24 protein-coding genes are annotated in these 24,140 nt (G+C 60.4%); 7 read left to right on the top strand and 17 right to left on the bottom strand.

The genetic code is table 11. The features are described 5' to 3' along the window. The 7 genes from AC07N6_RS09485 to lexA all read right to left on the bottom strand — a co-directional run bounded on the left by AC07N6_RS09485 (position 1) and on the right by lexA (position 7,899). Positions 1-330 (bottom strand): flagellar protein FliT, encoded by a 330-nt coding sequence (locus AC07N6_RS09485; protein WP_494780268.1) that lies wholly within the window; start codon positions 328-330, stop codon positions 1-3. Between the two features lie 2 nt (positions 331-332). Continuing rightward, entirely contained in the window at positions 333-800 is a 468-nt protein-coding gene (gene fliS, locus AC07N6_RS09480) for a flagellar export chaperone FliS (RefSeq protein WP_494780057.1), read from the bottom strand. Between the two features lie 29 nt (positions 801-829). Beyond that, positions 830-2,911: a flagellar filament capping protein FliD gene (fliD, locus tag AC07N6_RS09475; RefSeq protein ID WP_494780056.1), complete on the bottom strand. Its 2,082-nt coding sequence runs from the start codon at positions 2,909-2,911 to the stop codon at positions 830-832. A 185-nt stretch (positions 2,912-3,096) separates the two neighbouring features. Then, a complete protein-coding gene (locus tag AC07N6_RS09470) occupies positions 3,097-3,456 on the bottom strand; it encodes a flagellar protein FlaG (RefSeq protein WP_144769925.1) in 360 nt (119 codons plus the stop codon). Between the two features lie 78 nt (positions 3,457-3,534). Continuing rightward, on the bottom strand, positions 3,535-4,623 hold the full coding sequence (locus tag AC07N6_RS09465; protein WP_494780055.1) for a flagellin N-terminal helical domain-containing protein: 1,089 nt from the start codon (positions 4,621-4,623) through the stop codon (positions 3,535-3,537). 459 nt (positions 4,624-5,082) lie between these two features. Then, entirely contained in the window at positions 5,083-6,978 is a 1,896-nt protein-coding gene (locus tag AC07N6_RS09460; protein WP_494780054.1) for a tetratricopeptide repeat protein, read from the bottom strand. Positions 6,979-7,242: 264 nt separating this feature from the next. Continuing rightward, a complete protein-coding gene (gene lexA, locus AC07N6_RS09455; protein ID WP_494780053.1) occupies positions 7,243-7,899 on the bottom strand; it encodes a transcriptional repressor LexA in 657 nt (218 codons plus the stop codon). Between the two features lie 319 nt (positions 7,900-8,218). On the opposite strand from lexA, the gene rpsF reads away from it, so the two are divergent. The 7 genes from rpsF to AC07N6_RS09420 all read left to right on the top strand — a co-directional run bounded on the left by rpsF (position 8,219) and on the right by AC07N6_RS09420 (position 13,310). Further along, the gene (gene rpsF, locus AC07N6_RS09450; protein WP_494780052.1) at positions 8,219-8,584 is read left to right on the top strand and encodes a 30S ribosomal protein S6; all 366 of its coding nucleotides are present in this window, start codon (positions 8,219-8,221) and stop codon (positions 8,582-8,584) included. Positions 8,585-8,608: 24 nt separating this feature from the next. Then, complete coding sequence (priB, locus tag AC07N6_RS09445) at positions 8,609-8,902, top strand: primosomal replication protein N (RefSeq protein WP_494780051.1); 294 nt, start codon at positions 8,609-8,611, stop codon at positions 8,900-8,902. 42 nt (positions 8,903-8,944) lie between these two features. Further along, a complete protein-coding gene (gene rpsR, locus AC07N6_RS09440) occupies positions 8,945-9,229 on the top strand; it encodes a 30S ribosomal protein S18 (protein WP_006462643.1) in 285 nt (94 codons plus the stop codon). Between the two features lie 26 nt (positions 9,230-9,255). After that, positions 9,256-9,708 (top strand): 50S ribosomal protein L9, encoded by a 453-nt coding sequence (gene rplI / locus AC07N6_RS09435; protein ID WP_494780050.1) that lies wholly within the window; start codon positions 9,256-9,258, stop codon positions 9,706-9,708. 204 nt (positions 9,709-9,912) lie between these two features. Further along, positions 9,913-11,367, top strand: a complete 1,455-nt coding sequence (locus tag AC07N6_RS09430) for a replicative DNA helicase (protein WP_141915671.1) — start codon at positions 9,913-9,915, stop codon at positions 11,365-11,367. A gap of 214 nt (positions 11,368-11,581) precedes the next feature. Then, entirely contained in the window at positions 11,582-12,208 is a 627-nt protein-coding gene (locus tag AC07N6_RS09425) for a DUF47 domain-containing protein (RefSeq protein WP_494780049.1), read from the top strand. An 88-nt stretch (positions 12,209-12,296) separates the two neighbouring features. Then, positions 12,297-13,310, top strand: coding sequence for an inorganic phosphate transporter (locus AC07N6_RS09420; RefSeq protein ID WP_494780048.1), 1,014 nt, complete (start codon positions 12,297-12,299; stop codon positions 13,308-13,310). An 83-nt stretch (positions 13,311-13,393) separates the two neighbouring features. Here AC07N6_RS09420 and AC07N6_RS09415 read toward each other — a convergent pair whose 3' ends face one another. The 10 genes from AC07N6_RS09415 to AC07N6_RS09370 all read right to left on the bottom strand — a co-directional run bounded on the left by AC07N6_RS09415 (position 13,394) and on the right by AC07N6_RS09370 (position 24,028). Then, positions 13,394-15,079: a PhoH family protein gene (locus tag AC07N6_RS09415; RefSeq protein WP_494780047.1), complete on the bottom strand. Its 1,686-nt coding sequence runs from the start codon at positions 15,077-15,079 to the stop codon at positions 13,394-13,396. A gap of 442 nt (positions 15,080-15,521) precedes the next feature. Further along, positions 15,522-15,998 (bottom strand): peroxiredoxin, encoded by a 477-nt coding sequence (locus AC07N6_RS09410; RefSeq protein ID WP_494780046.1) that lies wholly within the window; start codon positions 15,996-15,998, stop codon positions 15,522-15,524. A gap of 93 nt (positions 15,999-16,091) precedes the next feature. Further along, positions 16,092-17,033, bottom strand: coding sequence for a polysaccharide deacetylase family protein (locus AC07N6_RS09405; RefSeq protein ID WP_494780045.1), 942 nt, complete (start codon positions 17,031-17,033; stop codon positions 16,092-16,094). A 182-nt stretch (positions 17,034-17,215) separates the two neighbouring features. Then, positions 17,216-18,271, bottom strand: coding sequence for a bifunctional UDP-4-keto-pentose/UDP-xylose synthase (locus tag AC07N6_RS09400; RefSeq protein ID WP_494780044.1), 1,056 nt, complete (start codon positions 18,269-18,271; stop codon positions 17,216-17,218). A 27-nt stretch (positions 18,272-18,298) separates the two neighbouring features. Further along, a complete protein-coding gene (locus AC07N6_RS09395; RefSeq protein WP_494780043.1) occupies positions 18,299-19,216 on the bottom strand; it encodes a formyltransferase in 918 nt (305 codons plus the stop codon). Further along, on the bottom strand, positions 19,213-20,169 hold the full coding sequence (locus AC07N6_RS09390; protein ID WP_494780042.1) for a glycosyltransferase: 957 nt from the start codon (positions 20,167-20,169) through the stop codon (positions 19,213-19,215). The genes AC07N6_RS09395 and AC07N6_RS09390 overlap by 4 nt, the downstream gene beginning before the upstream one ends. Before the next feature lie 136 nt (positions 20,170-20,305). After that, a complete protein-coding gene (locus AC07N6_RS09385; protein ID WP_494780041.1) occupies positions 20,306-21,427 on the bottom strand; it encodes a DegT/DnrJ/EryC1/StrS family aminotransferase in 1,122 nt (373 codons plus the stop codon). A 68-nt stretch (positions 21,428-21,495) separates the two neighbouring features. Beyond that, the gene (locus AC07N6_RS09380; protein ID WP_494780040.1) at positions 21,496-21,867 is read right to left on the bottom strand and encodes a DMT family transporter; all 372 of its coding nucleotides are present in this window, start codon (positions 21,865-21,867) and stop codon (positions 21,496-21,498) included. Further along, complete coding sequence (locus AC07N6_RS09375; protein WP_494780039.1) at positions 21,864-23,591, bottom strand: glycosyltransferase family 39 protein; 1,728 nt, start codon at positions 23,589-23,591, stop codon at positions 21,864-21,866. Before AC07N6_RS09375 ends, AC07N6_RS09380 begins: the two co-directional genes overlap by 4 nt. A 56-nt stretch (positions 23,592-23,647) precedes the next feature. Continuing rightward, positions 23,648-24,028 carry an Mth938-like domain-containing protein gene (locus tag AC07N6_RS09370; protein WP_494780038.1) on the bottom strand — a complete coding sequence of 127 codons (381 nt, stop codon included), beginning with the start codon at positions 24,026-24,028 and terminating at the stop codon, positions 23,648-23,650. Positions 24,029-24,140 lie beyond the last annotated feature (112 nt).

Here is a 24,140-nt window from a genome sequence, read left to right as displayed (position 1 = left end):
TCAATTACCTATGCCGTAGGTATTGAGCAGTTTTTGTTCAGTCTGGTTGCTTTGGATAAGCGCCGACAAGCGGCGCAGGCCCGGTTCCGTCAAGTTGCGGATATCGCGGTCATCCTCCAAGATTTTCCGGATGATGTCGACCTTGCGGTTGCGGTGCTGCTCGGACAGGGAAACGTTATCTTCAAAGTTCTTGAGGGTGGCAATATGCTTGCCGCACTGGGTTTCCAGCGAGGTCAGCAATTCCCAGTCGCTGGCGCGCGCGGCGGACAGCATCTCGTCGGTCAATGTGGCAATCGACTCATAAATGGCGATGACGTGATCACCGTTCATATTCATGCTTTCGCAAAGCTGTTTTGGGGATGGCCGGCGCCATTGGCGACCGCCATTTGCGGTGTCGCATGTTCAGCCGCATTCGGCCCGATTTGTTCCCAGGCTGAACGGATGTCATCGAGCAGTCCATGGATCTCGGTCAGGATGGCCGGGTTGTTGCTGGCATTGGCTTCGAACAGGCGGCGGCTCATGTATTCGTACAGCGCATCCAGGTTCAGCGCCAGGTCGCCGCCGACATCCTTGTTGAGGCTGGCGCGCAGGCCATTGTCGATGATCAGGATGGCCTTGGTGATGGACTCGCCCTTGTTCTTGATATCGCCTTCGGCCATGTACTTCTTTGCCAGCGAAATGGCCACCAATGCGCCATCGAACAGCATGGTGATGAGCTTGTGCGGGCTGGCGGCAAGCACGCCGGTTTCCATGCCGATATTGGCGTAGGCATTTGCCCCGCGTTTCATGCTTCCGAACATGACGTTCTCCTATGTTCGCTGTATCAGCATCAGCTGCTTGCCTTGGGCAGGTTGGCCAATTGCTGGGTCAGGTAGCTTTGCGTCGACGCCATGCTGGCCAGGGTGATGTTGAGCTGGTTGAACTGGTTGGTGTAGGCATCCTTCATGTTCGACAGGCGGGTTTGCACCGCCGTCTGGCGATCCTGGTTGATTTTCAGGCTGGCTTGCAGGCCATTGGTCTTGGACGCAATGATGCCGCTGTCGCTCAGGATGCCGTCCAAGAGGGATTGCAGCTTGGTGACGATACCATTTTTGGACGAGGTGGTGTTGGTGGTATCGGGGTCGGTGGCATTGAACAGGTTGGCGATGCCGGCAAAATTGCTGCTGGCCGCGGTCGACAGTTTGGTCGCGTCAAGCGCAAGCGTGCCGTCTTTTTGGAAAGAAATGCCAATATCGGACAGCGTGCTGATGCCGTTGCCGCCATCCACCGAACTGAACAGCGTGCTGCGCAACTGGGTCATGATGTTTTGCACCGACGATTCGCTGGCCAGCGGCGAGGATGTCGTGGCTTGCCCCAGCGTGGTCGACGGCGTTTGCTTGGTCATGTCGGTGATCGCCTTGGCCAGCGTGTTGTATGCCGAAACAAAGCTGTTGGCCGCCGAGGTGACGCCGGTCGTGTCGTTGGAGATATTCAGGGTGAAGTTGTCGGCCGAGGTGGTGACCTTGGCCAGATTCAGCGTGACGCCGGAAATGACGTTTTCGACCTTGTTGCTGGCGCTGGTGATTGTCACGCCGTCAATCGACATCTTGGCGTCTTGCGCCTTGAGCAACTGGCCCATGCCGCTCATGGTGAGGCCGGCGTAGTCGCCGGTGCCGGTCAGCGAGACCGCGCTGGTGGCCGCCGAGCCGGTCGGGGTCAGCACCAGGTGGTCGTTGCTGCCGTCGTTGCTGATGCTGGCCGTGATGTTGGCGCCGGCGGCATTGATCGAGGCCATCACTTCGCTCAGGCTGATCGAACCGTCGTTGTCGGCATCATTGAGGGTGATGGCGGTGGTCGTGTCGCCGACCTTCAGGTTCAGGGTGCCGTTGGTGAGGCTGTATGACTGGCCCGGCGTCACATTGGGCGAGGTGAGCGCGCCGCTTGGGTCGAACGAGAAGGCGGCGTAATTGCCGGTGCCGGTGATCTTGATGGTGTTGGCGGCGCCGCTGTCCTTGGCCGTGATCACAAGGTGGTCGTTGGTGCCGTCGTTGACGATGGTGGCATTGACGCCGGCGTCGCTGGCGTTGATGGCATCGCGCACGCCCTGCAGGGTGTTGGTGGTCGGCTTGATGATCGTGGTCGAGCCGGTACCCGTCTTGATCGCCAGCAGGCCACTCTCGAACGTGGCGCCGGGAGTGAATCCGGCCGAACTCAGCTTTTGCGTCTGCGCCAGCTGGGAGACGGACACGCTGTAGCTGCCCGAGGCTGCCTGGGATGCATCGCGCGGCGCCTGAATCTGGGTCATCGCGCTCGGGGTCGAGCTGGAGGCGTCGTAGGCAAAACGGGACAGGGAGTTGTTGGCCGTGACCTTGATGGTATTGGCCGTGCCGCCGGTATTGGATTCCAGTACCAGGTGATCGCCGTTGCCGTCGGTAACGATGGACGCGGTCACGCCTGCCTTGGAGGCATTGATGGCATCGCGTACGCCGGCCAAGGTCGCGTCAGCCTTGAGCGTGACAAAGGTGGGCGAGTTGGTGCCGATCTTGATGGCGATCGAGTCGCCGGCATTGAATGTTGTACCGCTGGAAACGCCGTCGGACTGGATTTTCTGCGCGAGGATCTTGGTCGACGCGTCGGTGTTGACGTCGGCGGTGAATGGGTCGGTGGTGAGGCTGGTGCCGGTGCCGGCATTGCTGACGGTGCTTTTTTGCGAGCTGAAGCTGGCCGAAGTCAGGGCCTTGATCGCGCTTTGATAAGTCGACAGCGCGCTCTTGAGGTTGCCATAGGCGGAGATGAGGGTGTTGTAGCTGCTGGCCTGGGTGGTCAGCGGCGTCAGTTGGGACTGGCTTTCGGCCGAGATCAGTTGGCTGACCAGCGTTGCAACGTCGAGAGGACCCGCCGAGGTGGAGATGGTGCCGGTGGAAGTCGCCATTGTTCACTCCTGAATCTATGCGTTGCGCACGGCATCATGCAGGCTACGGCGCAGTCAAGAGTGACGATTGTTGGCTCTCAAGTACGGCGTCGGTGCAATGGGTTGACGCTGTGCAAAATAAATACTCGAATCCGTTATGAACTGTGGTGCATGAAACAAACATGCCACTGCAGTTCGTACCAGACTCAAACCTTGTGGTTGATCAGCAAGCCTTGCATCTTATCAATCGATTTGGCAATTGCAATCGCTTCTTCGCTGGGGATCTGGCGAATAACGGTATCGGTCGCCGTATCGACAACCTTGATAATCGTTTTGCCGGTGTCCTCATCTTTTGAGAAGTTCAAGGCCGATGCGTTGGCGGCGGCGAAATCATTCAGCTTGCCGACTGCATCATTGACGTCGCTTTCAGCTGCGCGGCGGGCTTCCGGGGCCGCGGCCGGAGCTACGGTAGATACCACTGGATCTGGCTTGGCGGCAGTCTGCGGCAGCGCGTATGCGGTACCCGAGTCGCCTGCAGTTGTTATATTAAGTGGGGCGATCGACATGGTGTTACTCCCTTCCTTAAAGGAACGTGCGGAGAATATTATCTATCCTCCGCACGCCATCCTACCTAGCTCTCAGGCTTATTTCAACAGCGAGAGAACCGACTGTGGCGAGGAGTTCGCTTGCGACAGCATTGCGGTACCGGCTTGTTGCAGAATCTGCGCGCGGCTCAAGTTCGACGTTTCGGCCGCATAGTCGGTATCCATGATACGGCTGCGCGACGCGGTGATGTTCTCGCTCGACACTTGCAAGTTATTGATAACCGCGGTGAAACGGTTCTGCACCGCACCGAATTCCGCACGCTTGGACGAAACCAGGTTGATCGCCTTGTCCAGGTTCTTGATCGCGTTTTGCGCATCGCTTTGCGCGCTCGGAGCGGCAACTGCGGCATCCAGGCTCAGCTTGGCGCTGTCGATGGAAGCTTGCAGGGTCACAGCCGAAGAGGCCAGTGCGTCAGCGGTCAGGGTCGAGCCGGTGGCGAACAGGTTGTCCAGGGCAGCCTTGGCCGAGGTATAGGTAGCTTGGGCGGTGCTCACGCCGCTGGTGTCGCCCAGGCCGATCAGGCCCTTGGCGCTGGTGCCGATCACGCTGGCGATGGTGCCGTTGTTCGACAGGTCATCCAGGGTGATGGTGATCTGGTCGTTCAGCTTGTTGTCAACGACGTTGGCGCCGACTTGGAACGACAGGGTCAGCGAAGACGAAACGCTGTTGGAATCGGAGCCGATACCGGCCGAAGCGCCTTGGCCGACGCCGGTGAACAGGTTCTGGCCGTTGAAGGAGGTGCCGTTCAGCACGCGGAAGACTTCTTGCGACAGTTGCGTGTATTCGTCGTTCAGGGTCTTGCGGTCCTGGGCGCCGTTGGTGCCGTTGGCTGCTTGCACGGCCAGTTCACGCATACGTTGCAGGTTGTCGGTCACGGTGGACAGAGCGCCTTCAGCGGTCTGGGCCATCGAGATACCGTCGTTGGCGTTACGTTGAGCCACTGCCAGGCCCTTGACCTGGGCGTTCATGCGGTCGGCAATTGCCAGGCCGGCGGCATCGTCCTTGGCGCTGTTGACGCGCAGGCCGGAGGACAGACGTTGGATCGAGGTATTCAGCGACGCCTGCGACGCACTCAGATTGCGTTGCGTATTGAGCGACGGAATATTGGTGTTGATGATTGATGCCATGCTAATTCTCCTAAGATTTGAGACCGATGATCCGAGTTTCAGTGCTTAACTTTGGTCTTCTACCCATGAGTCCCAGGCGTTTCAACCTCTGTTGTATGCGTTATCGGGCAGCCTTGGAAAAAGTTTAGGGCTATTCGCAAAAAATCTTTTCAGGGCTTTCCGAACTAAAACTGCGTGCTTAAAAAGTAACCAAGCAAATCCCTTTTCGGCGTCTCCGTCCAAAACTTTAGGTTTAATTGCACAGCGGGAAGATGGGATGGCAAAAAATCTGCGTCAAGGGGAGGGCGAATGCCCTTTTGTTTCCAGATTTGCATTTTTAGGGTGTTTTCAGGGTGTTTTTTCGAACACCCTGAAAACACCCTGGCATGAATCAATGCAGGGTCTGATGTCCCCTTTTTCAAGGCGGGGCGACGCGCAAAAAATATCGATCCGGCTCTCGTTTTGCGCGCCAAGGGTTCTTTAGCGATTGCGCATGGCGGTGAGTTTGGTTGCCATGTTGGCAATGACCGCCTCCCAGTTGCCTTCATCCGGCTGGCGGAAGAGTCGGGTGTTCGGGTACCACACGCAGTCGTCGCGCTCGAGCAGCCAGCGCCAGTCAGGCGTATGCGGCAGCATCACCCAAGTGGGGCCGCCGAGGGCGCCGGCCAGGTGCACGACCGATGTGTCGACACTGATGACGACGTCGAGATTGGCGATGGCGGCCGCCGTATCGGCAAAATCCGCGCAGTCGTCGCCCAGATTGAATACAGGGAGTCCGGGTGGCAGGTTGTTCAAGTCCGCCGTGGGTTTGCCTTTTTGCAACGAAAAATAGTCGATGCCCGGAAGATTGAACAGGGGCAGCAGCTGGGTCAGCGGGATGGAACGGCGGCGGTCGTTGCCGTGCTCCGGGTTGCCGCCCCAGACAAAACCGACGCGCAGATTTCCCGGTTTGGACAGTTTTTCGATCTTGTCTTGCCAGATGGCCTTGCTGCTCGCTTCGGCCGACAAATAGGAGGGCAGGACGGGGATGTCGTCGATGGTATCGGTGCCTAATGCATGGGGCAGGCTCATCAGCATGTAGGCGTAATCGCAGCGGGGGATCGGGTCGCTCTCGCGCACCAGCATGATGTCCGGCGAATAGCTCTGGAACAGGCGATACAGGGGATTCTTGACGTGTACGGCGACCTCTGCCCCCAGTTCCTGGACCAGCTTGGCATACCGCAGGAACTGGATGCTGTCGCCAAAGCCTTGTTCGTGCATCAAGAAGATGCGCTTGCCCTTGAGCGGGGCGAGGCCATCCCATTTGGGGATGATCTTGAACAGCTTGTGCACCACGCGATAGACGTCGGCCCGTTCGCGCGTGACCAGGCGGCTTTCATGGTTGGCCCAGCCTTCTTTCAGGTTGCCTTGCAAGAGCTGGCTCAGTGCCAGGTTGTGCATGGCGGTCGAGTAATTCGGCTTGAGTTCCAGCGCCTTCCTGAAATACGGGATGGCTTCTTCGCGGCGGCCATGGTCATGCATGATGGCGCCGATGTTGTTGTAAGTCAGGGCGTGGCTCGGATCGAGTGTGAGCGCCTTGTTGAACAAGGCCAGCGCCTCGTCGACGCGATCCTGTGTGTTTGCAAGGCTGACGGCCAATTTGGCATAACTGTTGGCATCGTTGGGTATCAGTTCGATGACGCGCCGGTAATGTTCATGCGCCTTGTCGACCTCGTCGAGCTTCAGGTAGGCATCCGCGATCTTGTAATGCGCATAGGTGTCCGTGGAGTCCAGCAGCAAGGAGGTCTTGTGCGACTCAACGGCTTCCTTGTACATGTTCATGGCATAGAAGGCTTCACCCAGTGCGGTATGCGCGGGGGCGAAGCTGATCTGCAGCTCGAGCGACTTCATGATCGTCGATACTGCTTCGTTCAAGCGCTTGGCGTCAATCAGGGCCCGTCCCAGGTGGCTCAGCGGGCCCGGCGCGCCGGGCTCGCGCGCGACTGCATCTTCAAAATAGGCGATTGTCGCCTCGGGGTCGTTCTTTTCATGCAGGGCGTTGGCCAGGCCGATGCGGGCCTCGCGATTGTCATGGTCGCAGGCGATGGCGCGTTCGAACAGCTTGATCGCCTCATCGACGCGCTCCTGCCTGAGGACGCAATTTGCCAGGCTGGTGGCGTATTCCGCGTTGCCTGGATCGCCCTCCATGGCCTTTCTCAGCCATTTTTCGCCCAGCGCGTAATCGTATTCCTGTACGGCAATCAAGCCACGGGCATTGTGGGCAAAGATCAGATTGGGGGCGCGCTTGAGCACCGCATCGCACTGTTGCCGGGCTTCGGCAAGCTTGCGCGCTTCAAGCAGATCAAGGCTGGCGCGAACGTCAAGCAGATCTTGCAACTGATATTTCGATGGTGGTGGGGAGGCTTTTGATTTGCCCTTGCGCGTAGACATCAAATTTCCTTGCTAGATGGATCAGTACCGTTCGCGAAGACGAAGGGGGAATGCGACAGCTAGGCATGATATGTGGCTACGCGGCTGGATGAAAGTGCGAACAGAAAGCGAAACAGGGCGTTTTTGCTCAGACTCAAGCTTCGTTTTGCCGAGCTGATGCGGCACGCAAAACGAAGCGATGGCGATGGGCGGGCAGCGGGGATGAATGGCTTACCAGCTACGCAGCAACCCTACTGCGAGCCCTTCGAGGGCGAAGTCTTGCTCATCCTGGTGGATGACGATGGGTTGGAAGTCCGGATTTTCCGGCAGCAGCGTAATGGTGGTGCCGGATTTCTGGTAGCGCTTGACGGTGACGTCGTCCGCCAGGCGGGCAACGACAATCTGGCCGTTGCGCGCCTGCTCGGTCTTTTTGACCGCCAGCAGGTCGCCGTCGAGGATGCCGGCGTCGCGCATGGACATGCCGCGCACCTTCAGCAGGTAGTCGGGTTTGCCCGAAAACAGGGCGGGATCTACCTGGTAGGTTTTTTCCACATGCTCTTGCGCGAGGATGGGCGAGCCGGCCGCGACGCGGCCGACCAGCGGCAGGCTCAATTGCATCAGGGCCGGGTGGGGCAGCGCCATCTGGCGGTTGCCTGGCAGGCCGGCAGCGATCCCTGGCTCCCGCAGCCGGATGCCGCGGGAGGTGCCAGGGGAGATTTCAATGGCGCCCTTGCGGGCCAGCGCCTGCAAATGCTCTTCGGCCGCATTGGCGGAGCGAAAGCCCAGTTCCGAGGCAATCTCGGCGCGCGTCGGGGGGAAGCCGGTGTTTTCAATGGCGTTCTTGATCAGGTTGAGGATCTGTTCCTGGCGCGCGGTGAGCTTGAGCATGTGGAGTGCCTTTCTGTAAAGGAAGGCTGTTTGTATGAACAGTCTGTATTTTTATACAGTTGCCATCTTTGTGTCAACGGCAACATGCGGCGGCGCAACGGATATTGCCCATCCTCCATCCATATATAAATAGAAGCGAGGCAGAGGGGCGATTCCCCGTCGCCGGATGCGGTGGGCCGAACTGTCGCCGCCAGGCCTCGCACAAGCTCGCCAGGATTGCTGTTTGGCCGGATATCTTGTATGATTGCCGGCTTTCCTCTTCCCACACTCGTCTTGACGCCGGGGTGGGCGTTTTGTCAATAGTCCAAAAGGAGTCTACATGCGTCATTATGAAATCGTATTTATCGTCCACCCGGACCAAAGCGAGCAAGTGCCTGCGATGATCGAGCGTTACAAGGGCATCGTCACCACTCGCGGCGGCCAGGTGCACCGTGTCGAAGATTGGGGCCGTCGTCAACTGGCCTACCAGATCCAGAAACTGGCCAAGGCGCACTACGTCTGCCTGAACATCGAAGTCGACAGCGAAACGCTGGCCGAAATCGAAACCGGCTTCAAGTTCAACGATGCCGTCCTGCGCCACCTGACCGTCAAGATGAAGAAGGCCGAAACCGGTCCTTCCCCGATCCTGAAGGCAGTGCAAAAGGAAGACGCAGCCAAGAGCCGCACCGAAGCACCGGCCGCCTGATTGCGCGGCGATTCGTAGCGGAGAGTGAACCAGCTTCAAGTCATCGCCAGCCTGGCCGAACGTGATGTGTTGCGTTATACGCCGGCCGGTATCCCGATTGTGACTGCCAGGTTGCAGCACCAGTCGGAGCAGATGGAAGCGGGGATCAAGCGCCTGGTGGAGTTCGACATTGCGGCCATGGCCGTCGGGGAAATCTCCGGTCGACTCAACAAGGCGACGCTGGGAGCCATGTTCCAATTCACCGGTTTTCTGGCCCGCAGGAATCGCAACAGCAAGAGCGTCGTGTTTCACATCGTTGATTTTGATCCCGTCGGTTGATCCGACACAGACATTACCCAATTTAGATACAGGAGCCAAACCATGGCATTCGGTAAAAAGTTCGATAAAAGCAAACTGAAAAACAAGCGCCAACAGCAAAACCCGCTGTTCAAGCGCAAGAAATTTTGCCGTTTCACCGCCGCTGGCGTTGAACAGGTCGATTACAAGGACGTGGACACCCTGAAGGACTTCGTTCAGGAAAACGGCAAGATCATGCCGGCACGCCTGACCGGCACCAAGGCCCACTACCAGCGTCAGGTCGACACCGCGATCAAGCGTGCTCGTTACCTGGCCCTGCTGCCGTACACCGATCTGCACAACGCATAATCGCCGCCGAGAAATAGGAGAAAAACATGCAAGTCATTCTGTTGGAAAAAATCGTTAATCTCGGTGGTCTGGGCGATGTCGTGCGCGTCAAGGACGGTTTCGCGCGCAACTTCCTGATCCCGCAACGCAAGGCCCGCCGCGCTACCGATGCAGCCATCGCTGAATTCGAAGCCAAGCGCGCCGACCTGGAAAAGGCCGCCGCTGAAAAGCTGGCAGCTGCCCAAGCCCAAGGCGAAAAGCTCAACGGCGCCACCATCGAAATCTCGCAAAAGGCGGGCGTCGATGGCCGTCTGTTCGGTTCGGTCACCAACTTCGACATCGCCGAAGCGCTGGGCAAGCAAGGCTTTGCAGTGGAAAAGTCGCTGGTTCGCCTGCCCAATGGTCCGTTGAAGACCGTTGGCGAGCACCCGGTTGCAGTTGCCCTGCACACCGACGTGGTGGTCGATGTGACCATCAACGTCAAGGGCGAGCAAGCGTAAGCATTGCATTCGCTGCAATTCAATTTGCAATAAGAAAGCCGGGTTCGCCTGGCTTTTTTATTGCCGCCCGACATCGGAACGGAAGCCTTGCCGGCCGTATCCCGAGGCCGGCGCGGTCAAGCCCGGCAAACGGAAATGAGCACGCAAGATGTGGGCTGCGATTTGCCTCCAGCCTGAAACGGCCAACACCCATAGCAGGTTATAATGCGCGCCATGAAAGAATCATCCCGCGCCAAGAAAGACTCCTTTCCATCGTTCCGCGGCCCCAGAGATTCCTCTGATCCCGAGGTCGATTCGCTACGCGTGCCGCCACACTCCATCGAGTCCGAACAATCGGTGCTCGGCGGTTTGCTGCTGGACAACGCGGCGTGGGACCGTATCGCCGATTTCGTCAGCGCTGACGACTTCTACCGTTACGACCACCGCATCATCTTCGAACATATCGTCAAGCTGATCAACAGCACCAAGCCGGCTGACGTCATTACCGTCTACGAAGCCTTGTCCACCAGCGGCAAGGCTGAAGAAGTGGGCGGCCTGGTCTATCTCAACGCACTGGCGCAGAACACGCCGTCAGCCGCCAATATCCGTCGCTACGCCGAGATCGTGCGCGACCGCGGCATCCTGCGCAAGCTCATCACGGTGGCCGACGAGATTTCCGGCAACGCCTTCAATCCGCAGGGCAAGGACGTCAAGCAGATGCTGGACGAGGCCGAGTCCAAGATTTTCGCCATCGCCGAAGAAGGTTCGCGCGGCTCGCAGGGTTTCATGGAAATCCAGCCCTTGCTGACGCAGGTGGTCGAGCGCATCGATGAACTGTACAACCGCGACAATTCCAGCGACATCACCGGGGTGCCGACCGGCTTCATCGACCTCGACAAGATGACCTCCGGCCTGCAGCCGGGCGACCTGATCATCGTCGCGGGACGTCCTTCCATGGGCAAGACGGCATTTTCGATTAACATCGGCGAAAACGTTGCCATCGACAGCGGCCTGCCGGTGGCGGTGTTCTCGATGGAAATGGGCGGCGCCCAGCTGGCCATGCGTATGCTGGGCTCGGTCGGTCGCCTGGACCAGCACCGCCTGCGTACCGGCCGTTTGCTGGACGAAGACTGGCCCCGCCTGACGCACGCCATCCAGAAGATGAATGATGCGCAGTTCTACATCGACGAAACGCCGGCCCTGAGCCCGATCGAATTGCGCGCGCGCTCGCGTCGCCTGGCGCGCCAGTGCGGCAAGCTGGGCCTGATCATCATCGACTACCTGCAACTGATGTCCGGCAACGGCGGCAGTTCCTCGGAGAACCGCGCTTCGGAAATCTCGGAAATCTCGCGTAGCCTGAAGGGCCTGGCCAAGGAGCTCAATTGCCCGGTGATCGCGCTGTCGCAGCTGAACCGCTCGCTGGAGCAACGCCCCAACAAGCGTCCCGTGATGTCCGACTTGCGCGAATCCGGCGCCATCGAGCAGGATGCCGACGTGATTTTGTTCATTTACCGGGATGAGGTTTACAATCCGGACTCGCCCGACAAGGGAACGGCGGAAATCATCATCGGCAAGCAGCGTAACGGGCCGATCGGCAGTATCCGACTGTCATTCCTGGGCATGTATACCAAGTACGACAATTACATCGGTAACCTGGCCCAGCCTTACGGCGGCGATTGATGGATCATTTTTCGGCCGCGCGCAATGCCGGCGGCCATGAGGGGACCACGGGCGGCTTTTTGCCGCTCGTGTCGTGTAAGTAAAGCGCGGAGCCGGTCGGTTCGGCGCGCAAGACGGGCAGGGCGGTTTTTCGCAAGGGATGGAAGCGGCGCCCGTATCGCCGGTCCGAAACAGCGCTTCATGCAAGCGCGAATCATAGACGAGAGAGTGAAACATGTTTGGACGATTGATGCCGACTGAAGGCAAATTCTTTGACCTTTTCAATCAGCATGCCGAATTGGGGGTCAAGGGCGCAAAGGAAATGGTCGCGCTGATGACCAATTTCGATGACCTCGAAATTCGCGTGCACGCGATTGAAACCGTCGAAAAGCAGGCCGACAAGGTGACCCACACCACCATCGACTTGCTGCATAAAACCTTCATCACCCCGCTCGACCGCGACGACATCCACCAACTGATCACCCGCATGGACGACATCCTCGACCTGCTCGAGGATGCGGCCCAGACCATCTCCCTGTACGACATCAAGTCCATCACCCCCGAAGCCAAGCGCCTGGCGGAGCTGTGCCTGGCCTGTGCGGAAAAGGTGCAGGCCGCCGTGGGCCTGCTGCACAACATGGACAATTCGCGCCAGATCCTGGCGATCTGCCAGGAGATCGATCGCCTCGAATCCGATGCCGACCATGTGATGCGCGCGGCCATGTCCAAGCTGTTCCGCGACGAGCCCGACGTGCGCACGCTGATCAAGCTCAAGGCCATCTACGAGATCCTGGAAACCGTCACCGACCGCTGCGAAGACGTGGCCAACATCATTGAAGGCATCATCGTCGAAAACGCCTGATGCCAAGTTGCCCGGCAGTTGCGGCAACCGCCGCCTGCCGGCGTGACCTGGCCACGGCTGCGGGTCGGCCTCAAACAACGGTTTATCCATGCATACAGTTCAAATCAGCTTACATATCCTCGCATTCCTGATCGTCTTGGCCTTGCTGTTCGACTTCATGAACGGTTTCCACGATGCGGCCAATGCCATCGCCACCGTGGTGTCCACCGGCGTGCTGCGTCCGCAGACGGCGGTGGCCATGGCGGCGTTCTTCAACCTCGCCGCGGTCTTCGTGTTCCACCAGCTGCATGTGGCGGCCTCGGTGGGCAAGGGCACGATCGAGCCGGCCGTGGTCGACCATTACGTGGTCTTCGGCGCGCTGATCGGCGCCATTTTCTGGAACCTGGTCACCTGGTACTACGGCATCCCCTCGTCGTCCTCGCATGCGCTCATCGGCGGCCTGGTCGGTTCGGCCGTGGCCAAGGCCGGCACCGGCGCGCTGATCTCCTCGGGCCTGCTCAAGACGATCCTGTTCATCGTGCTGTCGCCTTTGCTGGGCCTGCTGTTCGGTTCGGTCATGATGCTCATGGTGTCATGGATCTTCTTCCGCTCCACGCCGCGCAAGATCGATGGCTGGTTCCGCCGCCTGCAGCTGTTGTCGGCCTCGATGTACAGCCTGGGCCATGGCGGCAATGACGCGCAAAAGACCATCGGCATCATCTGGATGCTGCTCATCGCGGCAGGTTATTCCAGCGCCGGCGCCGAAGCGCCGCCGATGTGGGTGATCATTTCCTGCTATTGCGCGATCAGCCTGGGCACGCTGTTCGGCGGCTGGCGCATCGTCAAGACCATGGGCCAGAAGATCACCAAGCTGAAGCCGGTGGGCGGCTTCTGCGCTGAAACCGGCGGCGCGATCACGCTGTTCATCGCCACCGCGCTTGGCATCCCGGTGTCGACCACGCATACCATCACCGGCGCCATCGTCGGCGTCGGCGCCTCGCAGAAGATGTCGGCGGTGCGCTGGGGCGTGGCCGGCAATATCGTATGGGCATGGATTTTCACGATCCCCGCTTCGGCGTTCGTCGCCGCAATCGCATGGTGGGTCGGCGTGCGCATCCTCTGATTCCGCACATGTCTTGATTCCGGCGCTGCCCACAAAAAAACCACCTTGCGGTGGTTTTTTTGTTGGAGCCGAGCGCGCTTACATCACAGCACGTCGCTGGCATGGTCCGCCAGGCGCGAGCGTTCGCCGCGCGCCAGGGTCACATGGCCGCTGTGCGACCAGCCCTTGAAGCGGTCGACCACATAAGTCAGGCCGCTGGAGCCTTCGGTCAGGTAGGGCGTATCGATCTGCGCGATGTTGCCCAGGCAGATGATCTTGGTGCCAGGGCCGGCCCGGGTGACCAGCGTCTTCATTTGCTTGGGCGTGAGGTTCTGCGCTTCGTCGATGATCAGGAACTTGTTGACGAAGGTGCGGCCGCGCATGAAGTTGAGCGACTTGATCTTGATGCGCGAGCGGATCAGGTCCTGGGTCGCGGCGCGGCCCCATTCGCCGGCATCGCCATCGGACTTGTTGAGTACTTCGAGGTTGTCGTCGAAGGCGCCCATCCATGGCCCCATCTTCTCTTCTTCCGTGCCCGGCAGGAAACCGATATCCTCGCCCACCGGCACCGTCACGCGGGTGACGATGATTTCGTTGTAGAGCTTGGTTTCCAGTACCTGCGCCAGGCCTGCCGCCAGCGCCAGCAGGGTCTTGCCGGTACCGGCCTGGCCCAGCAGCGTGACGAAATCGCACTCGGGATTCATCAGCAGGTTCAGCGCGAAGTTCTGCTCGCGGTTGCGCGCGGTGATGCCCCACACGCTGTTCTTGGCGTGGCCGTAGTCGCGCAGGGTCTGCAGCACGGCGGTCTTGCCGTTGATCTGCGTGACCTGGCCGTAGAAGGCCGGTTCGCCGTTCTTCGGTTCGATGAACACGAACTGGTTGACCAGCAGCGACGGCACATAAGGGCCGGTCACGCGATAGTAGGTGAGGCTGCTGCCGTGCTTGCTTTCCTGCCACGACTCCATGCCCTTGCCGTGCTTGGTCCAGAAGTCGTCCGGCAGTTGCTGGATGCCCGAGTACAGCAGGTCGGTGTCTTCCAGCACATGGTCGTTGAAATAGTCTTCGGCTGGCAGGCCGATGGCGCGCGCCTTGAGGCGCATGTTGATGTCCTTGGACACCAGCACCACCGGACGCTCCGGATATTGCTGGTCCAGCGCGCGCACCACGCCCAGGATCTGGTTGTCGGCCTTGCCTTCGGGCAGGCCTTCCGGCAGCGCGGCATTCTGCAGCTTGGTCTGGAAGAACAAGCGGCCCTTGGCGTCCTTGTTGCCCAGCTTGGCCAGCGGGATGCCGAGGTCGATCGCATCTTCGGCGATGTCGGACACCAGCGCATCCAGCGAGCGCGAGATCTGGCGCGCGTTGCGGGCGACTTCCGACATGCCCTTTTTGTGGTTGTCCAGTTCTTCCAGCGTGATCATCGGCAGGTAGATGTCATGCTCTTCGAAGCGGAACAGCGAGGTCGGGTCGTGCATCAGCACGTTGGTGTCGAGCACGAACAGTTTGGACACGCCCAGCTTGTCGGCGGTGCGGCTGGTGGGGGATTTGGCGCGCGATTCCAGGTTTCTGGGGGCGCTCTTCGGCTTTTCCGCGACCGGAGCCTTGCCGCTGATGCGCGCGCGCGGTTCCGCAATCTTGGCTTCAGGGGCGACGAGTGCTGCAACAGCTGGTTTTGGGGCAGGTGTTTCGACGAGAGTGATGTTCGGTTTGACAGGTTTATTGCGATCAGCCTTGGGGTAGTCCTCGGGAGACAACAACGCAGCTGGCTTGCTCGGCATTTTGGGCAGGGGCATCAGAACCTCGGTAGTAAATGAAGAAAACACCGCTTTGTCAGAGCGAACAGGTATTGCGGTACGGCTAACAGCGAAGGGAACATCGACTGAGCAATGGCACCGCAGGATCTAATGAAGACCTTCTGATGGCCCGCCATGCCGAAAAATGGCATCGTGGCATGGGCAAAACCATGGGATAGGAGGGCTTGATTAGCGTCAGCGGCGATTTGAAAAGTAAAAAAGCCGTTTCGGCAGGCCTTCGGCCTAAACCAGAAACGGCTTTCAAAAAACGTTTTTCTATTTGAATTCAATGGCTTGTATCGATTGACCGCATATTCGTCGAACGCGGCAGCATCGCTTGCCAGGCGATCCTGACACGGCCTGCAAACATCGTTCGGGCAGATTCGCACTGCACGGTTCCGGTAGCGCCGGCGGGTGGCGCTACAAGATTTCCGATGGTTGTTCAGGCAATGGTTTTGATGAAGGCCAGCACTTCATCCACGTGGGCTGGAACCTTGACTCCACGCCATTCTTTCACCACTTTGCCCGATCCGTCAATCACAAACGTGCTGCGTTCGACGCCGCGAACTTGCTTGCCATACATATTTTTCATCTTCATGACATCGAACATGGCGCACAGCGTTTCGTCAGGATCCGAGATCAGCTCAAAGGGCATCTCCAGCTTGGCTTTGAAATTCTCATGCGATTTCAGGCTGTCGCGGCTGATGCCGAAAATATCAGTGTTGTGCTGCTGGAATTGCGGATGCAGGTCCCTGAATTGCATCCCCTCGGTGGTACAGCCGGGGGTGTTGTCCTTCGGATAAAAGTACAGCACCAGGTTGCGGCCCTGGTAGTCGGCAAGCTTGAAGTCCTTGCCGCCGGTCATGCTGGCCGAGAACTCCGGCACGGTCTTGTTCAGGATGGTTGGTCTGTCGGTCAAAATGGCGCCCCGTAATCGTTTGTCGTTGGTTGTTGGTGTGTCGGTAATGCGTATGCCTGCAATGGCGGAAGTGGCGAGATCACAAACCGGCGCTTACATCGCCTGTACGATCATGTCGCCCGAGCGGCCGGGCAATTCGCCCCAGCTGATCGGCAGGATGGGCAGCACATCGTTTTTCACGCTGGCGTAATAATCGCCCATGGAAACCAGCTCGTAGCCTTGTGTACGCCAACCTGCCAGCAATTGCTCAAAAATGGGGGCGAGTTTCTGCCCTTCAAGCTCCGCGTGCAAGGTAAAGACGTGGTCGCGCGGTTGCCGGGTCAATTCGAGCAAGAGTTCGGCGGCATTGCCGGCATCGATCAGCTTGCCGCGGATGGTGCGGCCCAGGATTTCATCCAGCGTCGGCAGCGTGGTCGGCAACTGCACGCAGGACAGCGGGCGGCCGAAGGCCGACAGGCGGTGCGGCCCGGCATCCGGATCGGCCAGCCGGCCGTCTTCGCGCAACTGCGAGCGGCCGTCGGAGGAATAGGCGATGCCGAACTGGTCGAGCTGGACGAAGGCGTGGTCGTTCATCTGCCAGCCGGCCGCGCCGTGGGTGACCGGCGCCCGTCCGAAGATGTCGTGGTAGCGGCCGTAGGACTGCTGCATGGTTTCCTGCGTCCATTGCGCATCGGCGGTACGGACGCTGTCTTGCCAGACCCGGTGGTCCCAGGTGTGGATGCCGCACTCAAAGCCGGCGTCGTAGGCTTCGCGCATGAAGTCGGCGCAGGTCTTGCCGATATCCGGCGCCGGCAGCAGGGTGCCGTACATCAGCGTCTTGAGGCCATAGTGTTCGACCACCGAGGTGCGCGACACCTTGCTGAAGAACCCCGGGCGGAAGATCTGCTTCAAGGCCCAGCCGGTATGGTCGGGGCCGAGCGAGAACAGGAAGGTGGCGCCGGCGCCGTGCCGGCGCAGTTGGGTGATGAGGTTGGGAACGCCCACGCGGGTGCCGCGGTAGGTATCGGCGTCGATCTTGAGTGTAAGTTTGGGCAATGTCGGCGAATCAGAGAGATGACGGGGGAGTACGAGCAACCCGGGAGTTGCTGCAATGCGGCTCAGATAGGGAGACTAGCACCCCATGCCGCACAGAACAATACACAGACGGCAAATGCCGTCGCGAAAAAGAAAACCGCGCCGTAGCGCGGTTTCCTGGCAACGCCGATACTTGCCGCGGGTCAGTCGACCAGTGCGCGCGCTTCGGCTACCTGGCTGCGGTAGGCGTCGAAGATGTTGCGCAGGGTGTCGGCCATGGTGGTCTGCGGCTTCCAGTTCAGTTCGTCGCAGGTATTGGTGATCTTGGGCACGCGATTCTGCACGTCCTGGTAACCCTTGCCATAGTAGGCGGCGGAGGTCGTCTCGACCAGCTTCACCTGCTTGGCGGTATCGGCGTACTCGGGGTACTCGGCGGCCAGCTTCAGCATCATGTCGGCCAGTTCCTTGATCGAGAAGTTGTTGACCGGGTTGCCGATGTTGTAGATCTTGCCCGTTGCCACGCCGCCTTCGTTGGCGATGATCTTCATCAGCGCGTCGATGCCGTCGTCGATGTAGGTGAAGGCGCGCTTCTGCTGGCCGCCGTCGACCAGCGAGATGTTCTCGCCGCGCACGATGTGGCCGAAGAACTGGGTCACCACGCGCGAGCTGCCTTCCTTCGGGGTGTGGATCGAATCCAGGCCGGCGCCGATCCAGTTGAACGGGCGGAACAGCGTGAAGTTGAGGTTGTCTTCCATGCCGTAACCCCAGATCACGCGGTCCATCAGCTGCTTGGCGCAGGAGTAGATCCAGCGCGGCTTGTTGATCGGGCCGCAGATCAGTTCGGATTCTTCGGGATCGAATTCCTCGTCATGGCACATGCCATAGACTTCCGAGGTCGAGGGGAACACCAGGTGCTTGCCGTACTTGGCGGCCGAACGCACGATCGGCAGGTTGGCTTCGAAGTCCAGCTCGAACACGCGCAGCGGCTTGTTGACGTAGGTCGACGGCGTGGCGATGGCCACCAGCGGCAGGATCACGTCGCACTTCTTGACGTGGTACTCGACCCATTCCTTGTTGATGGTGATGTCGCCTTCGAAGAAGTGCATGCGCGACTTGTAGGCCTCGTTTTCCAGAATGTCGGTGATGCGGTCGGTCATCATGTCCATGCCGTAGACATGCCAATCCGTGGTTTCCAGGATGCGCTTGGACAGGTGGTGGCCGATAAAGCCGTTGACGCCGAGGATGAGGACTTTTTTCATAATGAGAGCAGTGTGAATGGCCTGATTTCAGGAAGCCATATATTTCAGGTAATTGTTGAGCGATGCATCCCGGTCATTGATCTGGATGCCCAGGATCTGGAGGAAGTTGCCGTCGCCGCAGCGCGCGTATAGCTTGCCTCCTTCAAAGAACTTGTCTTGCATGCCATGCGCCTTTTGCAGGGCGGGATGGGCCGATGGCGGAACCAGCCGGGTTTTGGTGACCGTAATTTTATCACCCGCGATTTCTTCGAAGGCGCCGGGATAGGGCGGAGCCACCGCACGCACCAGGTTATGCACCTCGCGCGCGGTGCTGCGCCAGTGGATACGGCCATCTTCCGGCTTGCGTCCGCCGAAGTAGCTGCCCTGGGCGAGGTCGTTGGGCAGGCGTGGCGTACGCTCCGCCAGCATTGCCGGCAGCACGTTCCACAGCGTCTGTTCGGCCGCCACGACGACCTTGCCGAAGACCTCGTAGGCGGTGTCTTCCGGCAAGATCGGCACGGCGGTCTGCGCCACGATGGCGCCGGCGTCGGGCTTGGCCGTCATTTCGTGCAGGGTGGCGCCGGTTTCGGTCTCGCCGTGCAGCACCGCCCAATTGATCGGCACGCGGCCGCGGTACTTGGGCAGCAGCGAGCCGTGCATGTTGTAGGCGCCGCGCTTGGCCGCGGCCAGCAGTTCCACCGGCAGCATGTGGCGGTAGTAGAAGCTGAAGATGAAGTCCGGTTGCGCCGCCTGCACCTGGGCCAGCAATTGCGGCGATTTCGCGTCGGCCGGCGTGATGAACGGGATGCCGTTGTCGCGGCACACGCCGGCCACCGAGCCGAACCAGATGTTTTCGGTCGCGCTGTCCTCATGCGTGACCACCAGCGACACCTGCACGCCGCGTGCGAGCAGCACCTTCAGGCAGCGCACGCCCACGTCATGGTAAGCGAATACGACGGCATTCATGATGTCTGCTGGTCCTCTGCGGAGGATTGTTCGAGGATGGCCTGCACCACATAGCGCGGGCGCGCGCGCACCTGCATGTAGATGCGGCCGATGTATTCGCCCAGGAGGCCGATGGAAAACAGGATTACGCCCATCAGGAAGAAGGCGATCGCGAACAGCGTGAACACGCCGCCCACTTCCGCTCCGATCAGCAGGCGTCGGACCACGATCAGGACGAACAGCGCGGCCGAGGCGAACGACAGGAAGATGCCCAGCAAAGAGAAGAACTGCAGCGGCACCAGCGAGAAGCCGGTGACCAGGTCGAAGTTCAGGCGGATCAGGCTGTAGAACGAATACTTGGATTCGCCGGCCGAACGCTCTTCGTGCTCGACCGTGATTTCGGTCGGCTTGCGGGCGAAGGTGTAGGCCAGCGCGGGCACGAAGGTGTTGACTTCGCGGCACTGGTTGACCAGGTCGATCACGTTGCGGCCGTAGGCGCGCAGCATGTTGCCCTGGTCGGTCATCTTGATGCGGGTGATTTTCTCGCGCAGGCGGTTCATGGCCTTGGAGGCGACGGTGCGCCAGGCCGAATCCTGGCGTTTGCGGCGGATCGAGCCGACGTAGTCGTAGCCTTCGCGCATCTTGGCGACCAGGTTGCCGATTTCCTCGGGCGGGTTCTGCAGGTCGGCATCCAGCGTCACCACGATGTCGCCGCGGGTGGCTTCAAAGCCGGCCATGATGGCCATGTGCTGGCCGTAGTTGCCATTGAACAGCACCACGCGGGTGACATCGGGACGGAGGCGGTACTGCTCGGCCAGGATGCCGGCCGAGCGGTCGCGGCTGCCATCGTTGACGAAGATGACTTCATAGCTGTAGCCCAAGGCGTCCAACGCCGGATAGAGGCGTTCGAACAGCTTGGCGAGGCCGGATTCCTCGTTGTAAACCGGGATGACGACGGACAGTTCTGGTTTCATCAATGCCTGATACTGAAATATGTCAAAGGCCCGAAGCCGCGGCGACCGCTCGGTGTCGCGACATTCAGGCCCGCTTGGAACTGAAATTGCTAATACTGCGAATAGTGCCGAATTTAAACGGAAAATTGCCGCAAAATCAACGCAAGACCGATTTTACCGTTGCCACTGCACGCTCCACGTCATCTTTACTCATTGCATTGAACATCGGCAAGGAGACGATGCGCTGGCCCACGTGCTCGGCCACCGGGAACATGCCTTCCTTGAAACCGCGCGCGCGGTACAGCTTCAGCAGGTGGATGGCCGGATAGTGGTAGCCGATGCCGACTTGCTTTTCCATCATCTTTTCCATGAAGGCGGCGCGCGTGATGCGCTCGGGCAGCACCAGCTGGAACATGTGCCAGTTGGAGTTCTCGAAGTCGGCCACCGGCAACTGGGCGCCGTATTCAGCTTCGAAACGGTCGCCGAAGGTAGCGAAGTAATGCCTGGCCAGTTCCTTGCGGTGGGCGGTGATGGCATCGACATGGGCGAACTGGCCCAGGCCGATGGCGGCGGCCACATCGGTCATGTTGAACTTGCCGCCCAGCACATCCACTTCCAGGCCATCGAAGCCGCTGCGGGTCACGCCCTGCAGGCGGTACTTCTCGGCCAGTTTGGCTTCGTCGGCGTTGTTGAGCACCAGGAAGCCGCCTTCGGAGCTGGTGATGTTCTTGTTGGCCTGCAGGCTGAACGAGACGAAGTCGCCGAAGGCGCCGATGCGCTGACCGTTCCAGGTGGAACCCAGCGCCTGGGCGGCGTCTTCCACCACGCGCAGGTTGTGTTTCCGGGCGATTGCGTACAGGCGATCCATGTCCACCGGCAGGCCCGACAGGTAGACCGGGATCACGGCCTTGGTGCGCGGGGTGATGGCGGCTTCCAGCTGGTCCAGGTCGATGTTGCGGGTGACCGGGTCGATGTCGGCGAACACCGGCGTGGCGCCGGTTTCGATGATCACGTTGGCGGTCGCCACCCACGAGATCGGGGTGGTGATGACTTCGTCGCCCGGACCCACGCCGGCGATGCGCAGCGCGATTTCCATCGTGCAGGTGCCGGAGTTGAAGGTGCGCACGATGCGTCCGCTCAGGTAGTCGGACAGCGCCTTCTCGAAGGCCTGCACCTTGGGGCCGCTGGTGATCCAGCCGGAGCGCAGCACGTCGGCGACGGCGGCGATGGTGGGTTCGTCGATGGTGGGTTTGGCGAACGGCAGGAAAGGCAGGCTCATGAGTGTGTTTCTCGGTCAGGCTATAACGTAATGGGGCGCCCAGGCGCAGGGCAGCGCGCTATTGTAAATCAGCTTCTGGTCAGCAAAACCACGCCGACGATGATCACCCCGATGGCCAGCAAGCGCTGGGCGGACACCACTTCCCCAAGAAAATACCAGGCGCCGACGGCATTGATGATGTAGCCCAGCGACAGCATCGGGTAGGCGATGGTCACGTCCACGCGCGACAGGCCGATGATCCACACCACCACCGAAATCACATAGCACGCCAGGCCGCCGATGATCGGCAACTGCGTGGCAAGTTTCAGGCCCGTGGCAAACCAGTTCTCCGCGCTCAGGTGGATCGCGCCCACGGCATTGGTGCCCGCCTTGAGCAGCAGTTGCGCCACCGCGTTGAGGCAGATGCCGACGAAGATGAAACCGAAAGTGGCCAGACTCATGGCGCCGCTTTCTTGCCGTCGCCGGCGGCGGCCTCCGGAGCCGGATCATTGGCCACGATCACGCGGCGCGGATCCTGGCCGATCAGGCGCATCGGCAGCTTGCGCGCCTGCAACTGCTTGTAGAGGGTGGGATCGACGATGGCGATGTCCTTCTTGCCGGCCGCATGGTCCGCCACCCATTGGGCGACGAAGGCATCCACGGTGGGCAGCCACAGCTGCGGTTCCTGCTTCAGGCCGAACTCCATTTCGTCGGCGTGCTGCACCAGCGTCATCGTGCGGCGCAGGTAGAACGGCAGCGCCTGCTCATAGCGGCCCACCAGGTAAATCGGGGTTTCTGGCTTCAGTTCGGCCTGCAGCGCGGGGACATAGTCGACGCCGGCGGAATAGCGGCCCTGCGGATCGTGCCCCAGCATCAGCACCTGGCCGGCGAGGAAGGCGGTGGCGGCCAGCGCGGTCACCGCCACATCCTTGTGCTGGCGGGCCAGGCGGATGGCGGCGATGCCGCCGATGAAGAAGATCAGCGTGGCGGCATAGATATACGGCACATGCGCCTCGACCAGCGGGCGCGAGAAGGCGTCCTTGGCCAGCGACGGGACGCGCGGAATGAACGCCAGCCCAATCGCGCACGGCACTGCCACCAGCGAGCCGGCCAAGGCCAGCGCCTTGTAGTCGGCCTTCTCCAGGTAGCAGGCGATCAGCAGCGCCAGGGCCGGGAAGATCGGCAGGATGTAGGAGGGCAGCTTCGAGTCAGAGATGCTGAAGAAGACGAAGATGAAGACGGCCCAGATCAGCAGCAGTTTCTTCGGCTGGAAGCGTCCGCCGTTGAGGCTGTTGTAGGCGGCGCTGTCGCGCTGTTCGCGCATGCCTTGCCACAGTCCCTGGAAGAACACGCCCAGCCACGGGATGATGCCCAGCAGCAGGATGGGAATGAAGTAATACCAGGGGCCGGTACGGCTGTGGATTTTGGTAGTGAAGCGCTGGAAGTGCTCGTGGATGAAGAAGAACTGCGGGAATTCCGGGTTCTTCAGCGACACGGCCACGAACCACGGCGTGGTAATGGCGAAGAACAGGAGCAGGCCCTTGACCAGGTGCAGCCGCTTCCAGATCGCCCAGTCGCGCGAGAACAGCGTGTACAGCACCAGTACCGCGCCCGGCAGCACGACGCCGATCAGTCCCTTGGACAGCACCGCCAGCGCCATCCCGGCCCAGCACAGCAGCATCCAGTTGCGCTGGCTGTCACGCGAGGCATCGTTGCGCTGGGCCATCAGCAGCGCGCACAGCGCGATGGTCATCATGCCCGACAGGCCCATGTCCAGCGTGTTGATATGGCCCATGCCGGCCCAGAAGAAGCTCGACGCCAGCACCAGCGCGGCATAGAAACCGACGCGGCCGCTGAACACGCGGGTGCCGGTGTAGGCTGCCAGGCCGATGCCGAGCAGGCCGCACAGGCCGGTCCACAGGCGCGCCTGCCATTCGCCCAGGCCGAACAGCTCGAAGGTGACGGCATTCATCCAGGTTTGCAGCGGCGGCTTTTCGAAATACTTGATGCCGTTCAGGCGGGTGGTGATCCAGTCCTGGGTGGCGACCATTTCGCGCGCCATTTCCGCATAGCGGCCCTCATCGGTGGGCACCAGGGTGCGGGCGCCCAGCATCCAGAACCACACCAGCAAAAACAGGATAAGCAGCGTCCAGACGAACGCCTTCGATTTGTACAGTTCGCGCATTGACGGCGGTTCCTTGTGCGGGTCTTGGGTTTTTTGTCGCGGCAGGCCGAAGCCGCTCAGCTCTTGGGGGAAATGATCAGCGCCAGCGCCACCTTGCGGCCTTCGGCCATCAGGATGTTATAGGTGCGGCAGGCGGCCTGGTTGTCCATGCATTCGACGCCGATGCGGCGCGCGGTCAGGGCGGCGATCAGCTTGGGATGGATGAAGCGCTGGCGCTCGCCGGTGCCGAGGATGACCACGTCGGGCTGGGTAGCGTCGATCTGGGCGAAGTCGGCAACGGTAAGCGCCTCGAAGCTTGCCACGGGCCAGGGCGCCGGTTCGGTTTCGGGCAGCACGACCAGGCTATGGGTGAAGCGGATGGCATTGAGCTCGACGCCGTCTTCATCGTAAGCGGTGACAGTCTGGTATTGCTTGGTTTCGGTTGAATGAAGCTTCATCGCAAGATGGGCTGGAAGGCGGGCGGATCATCGCCGGCGGGGAGCGCCGGGATGTCATTCCGACACGCATTGCAGCAATCTGGTCGTAAAGTGCTGCATTGTAGCCGTTTCC

This window comes from Herbaspirillum sp. GW821-FHT09A12 (genome assembly GCF_059418325.1).
Note: the sequence above shows the minus strand (reverse complement) of the source record. Positions and strands in the feature narration are given on the sequence as shown.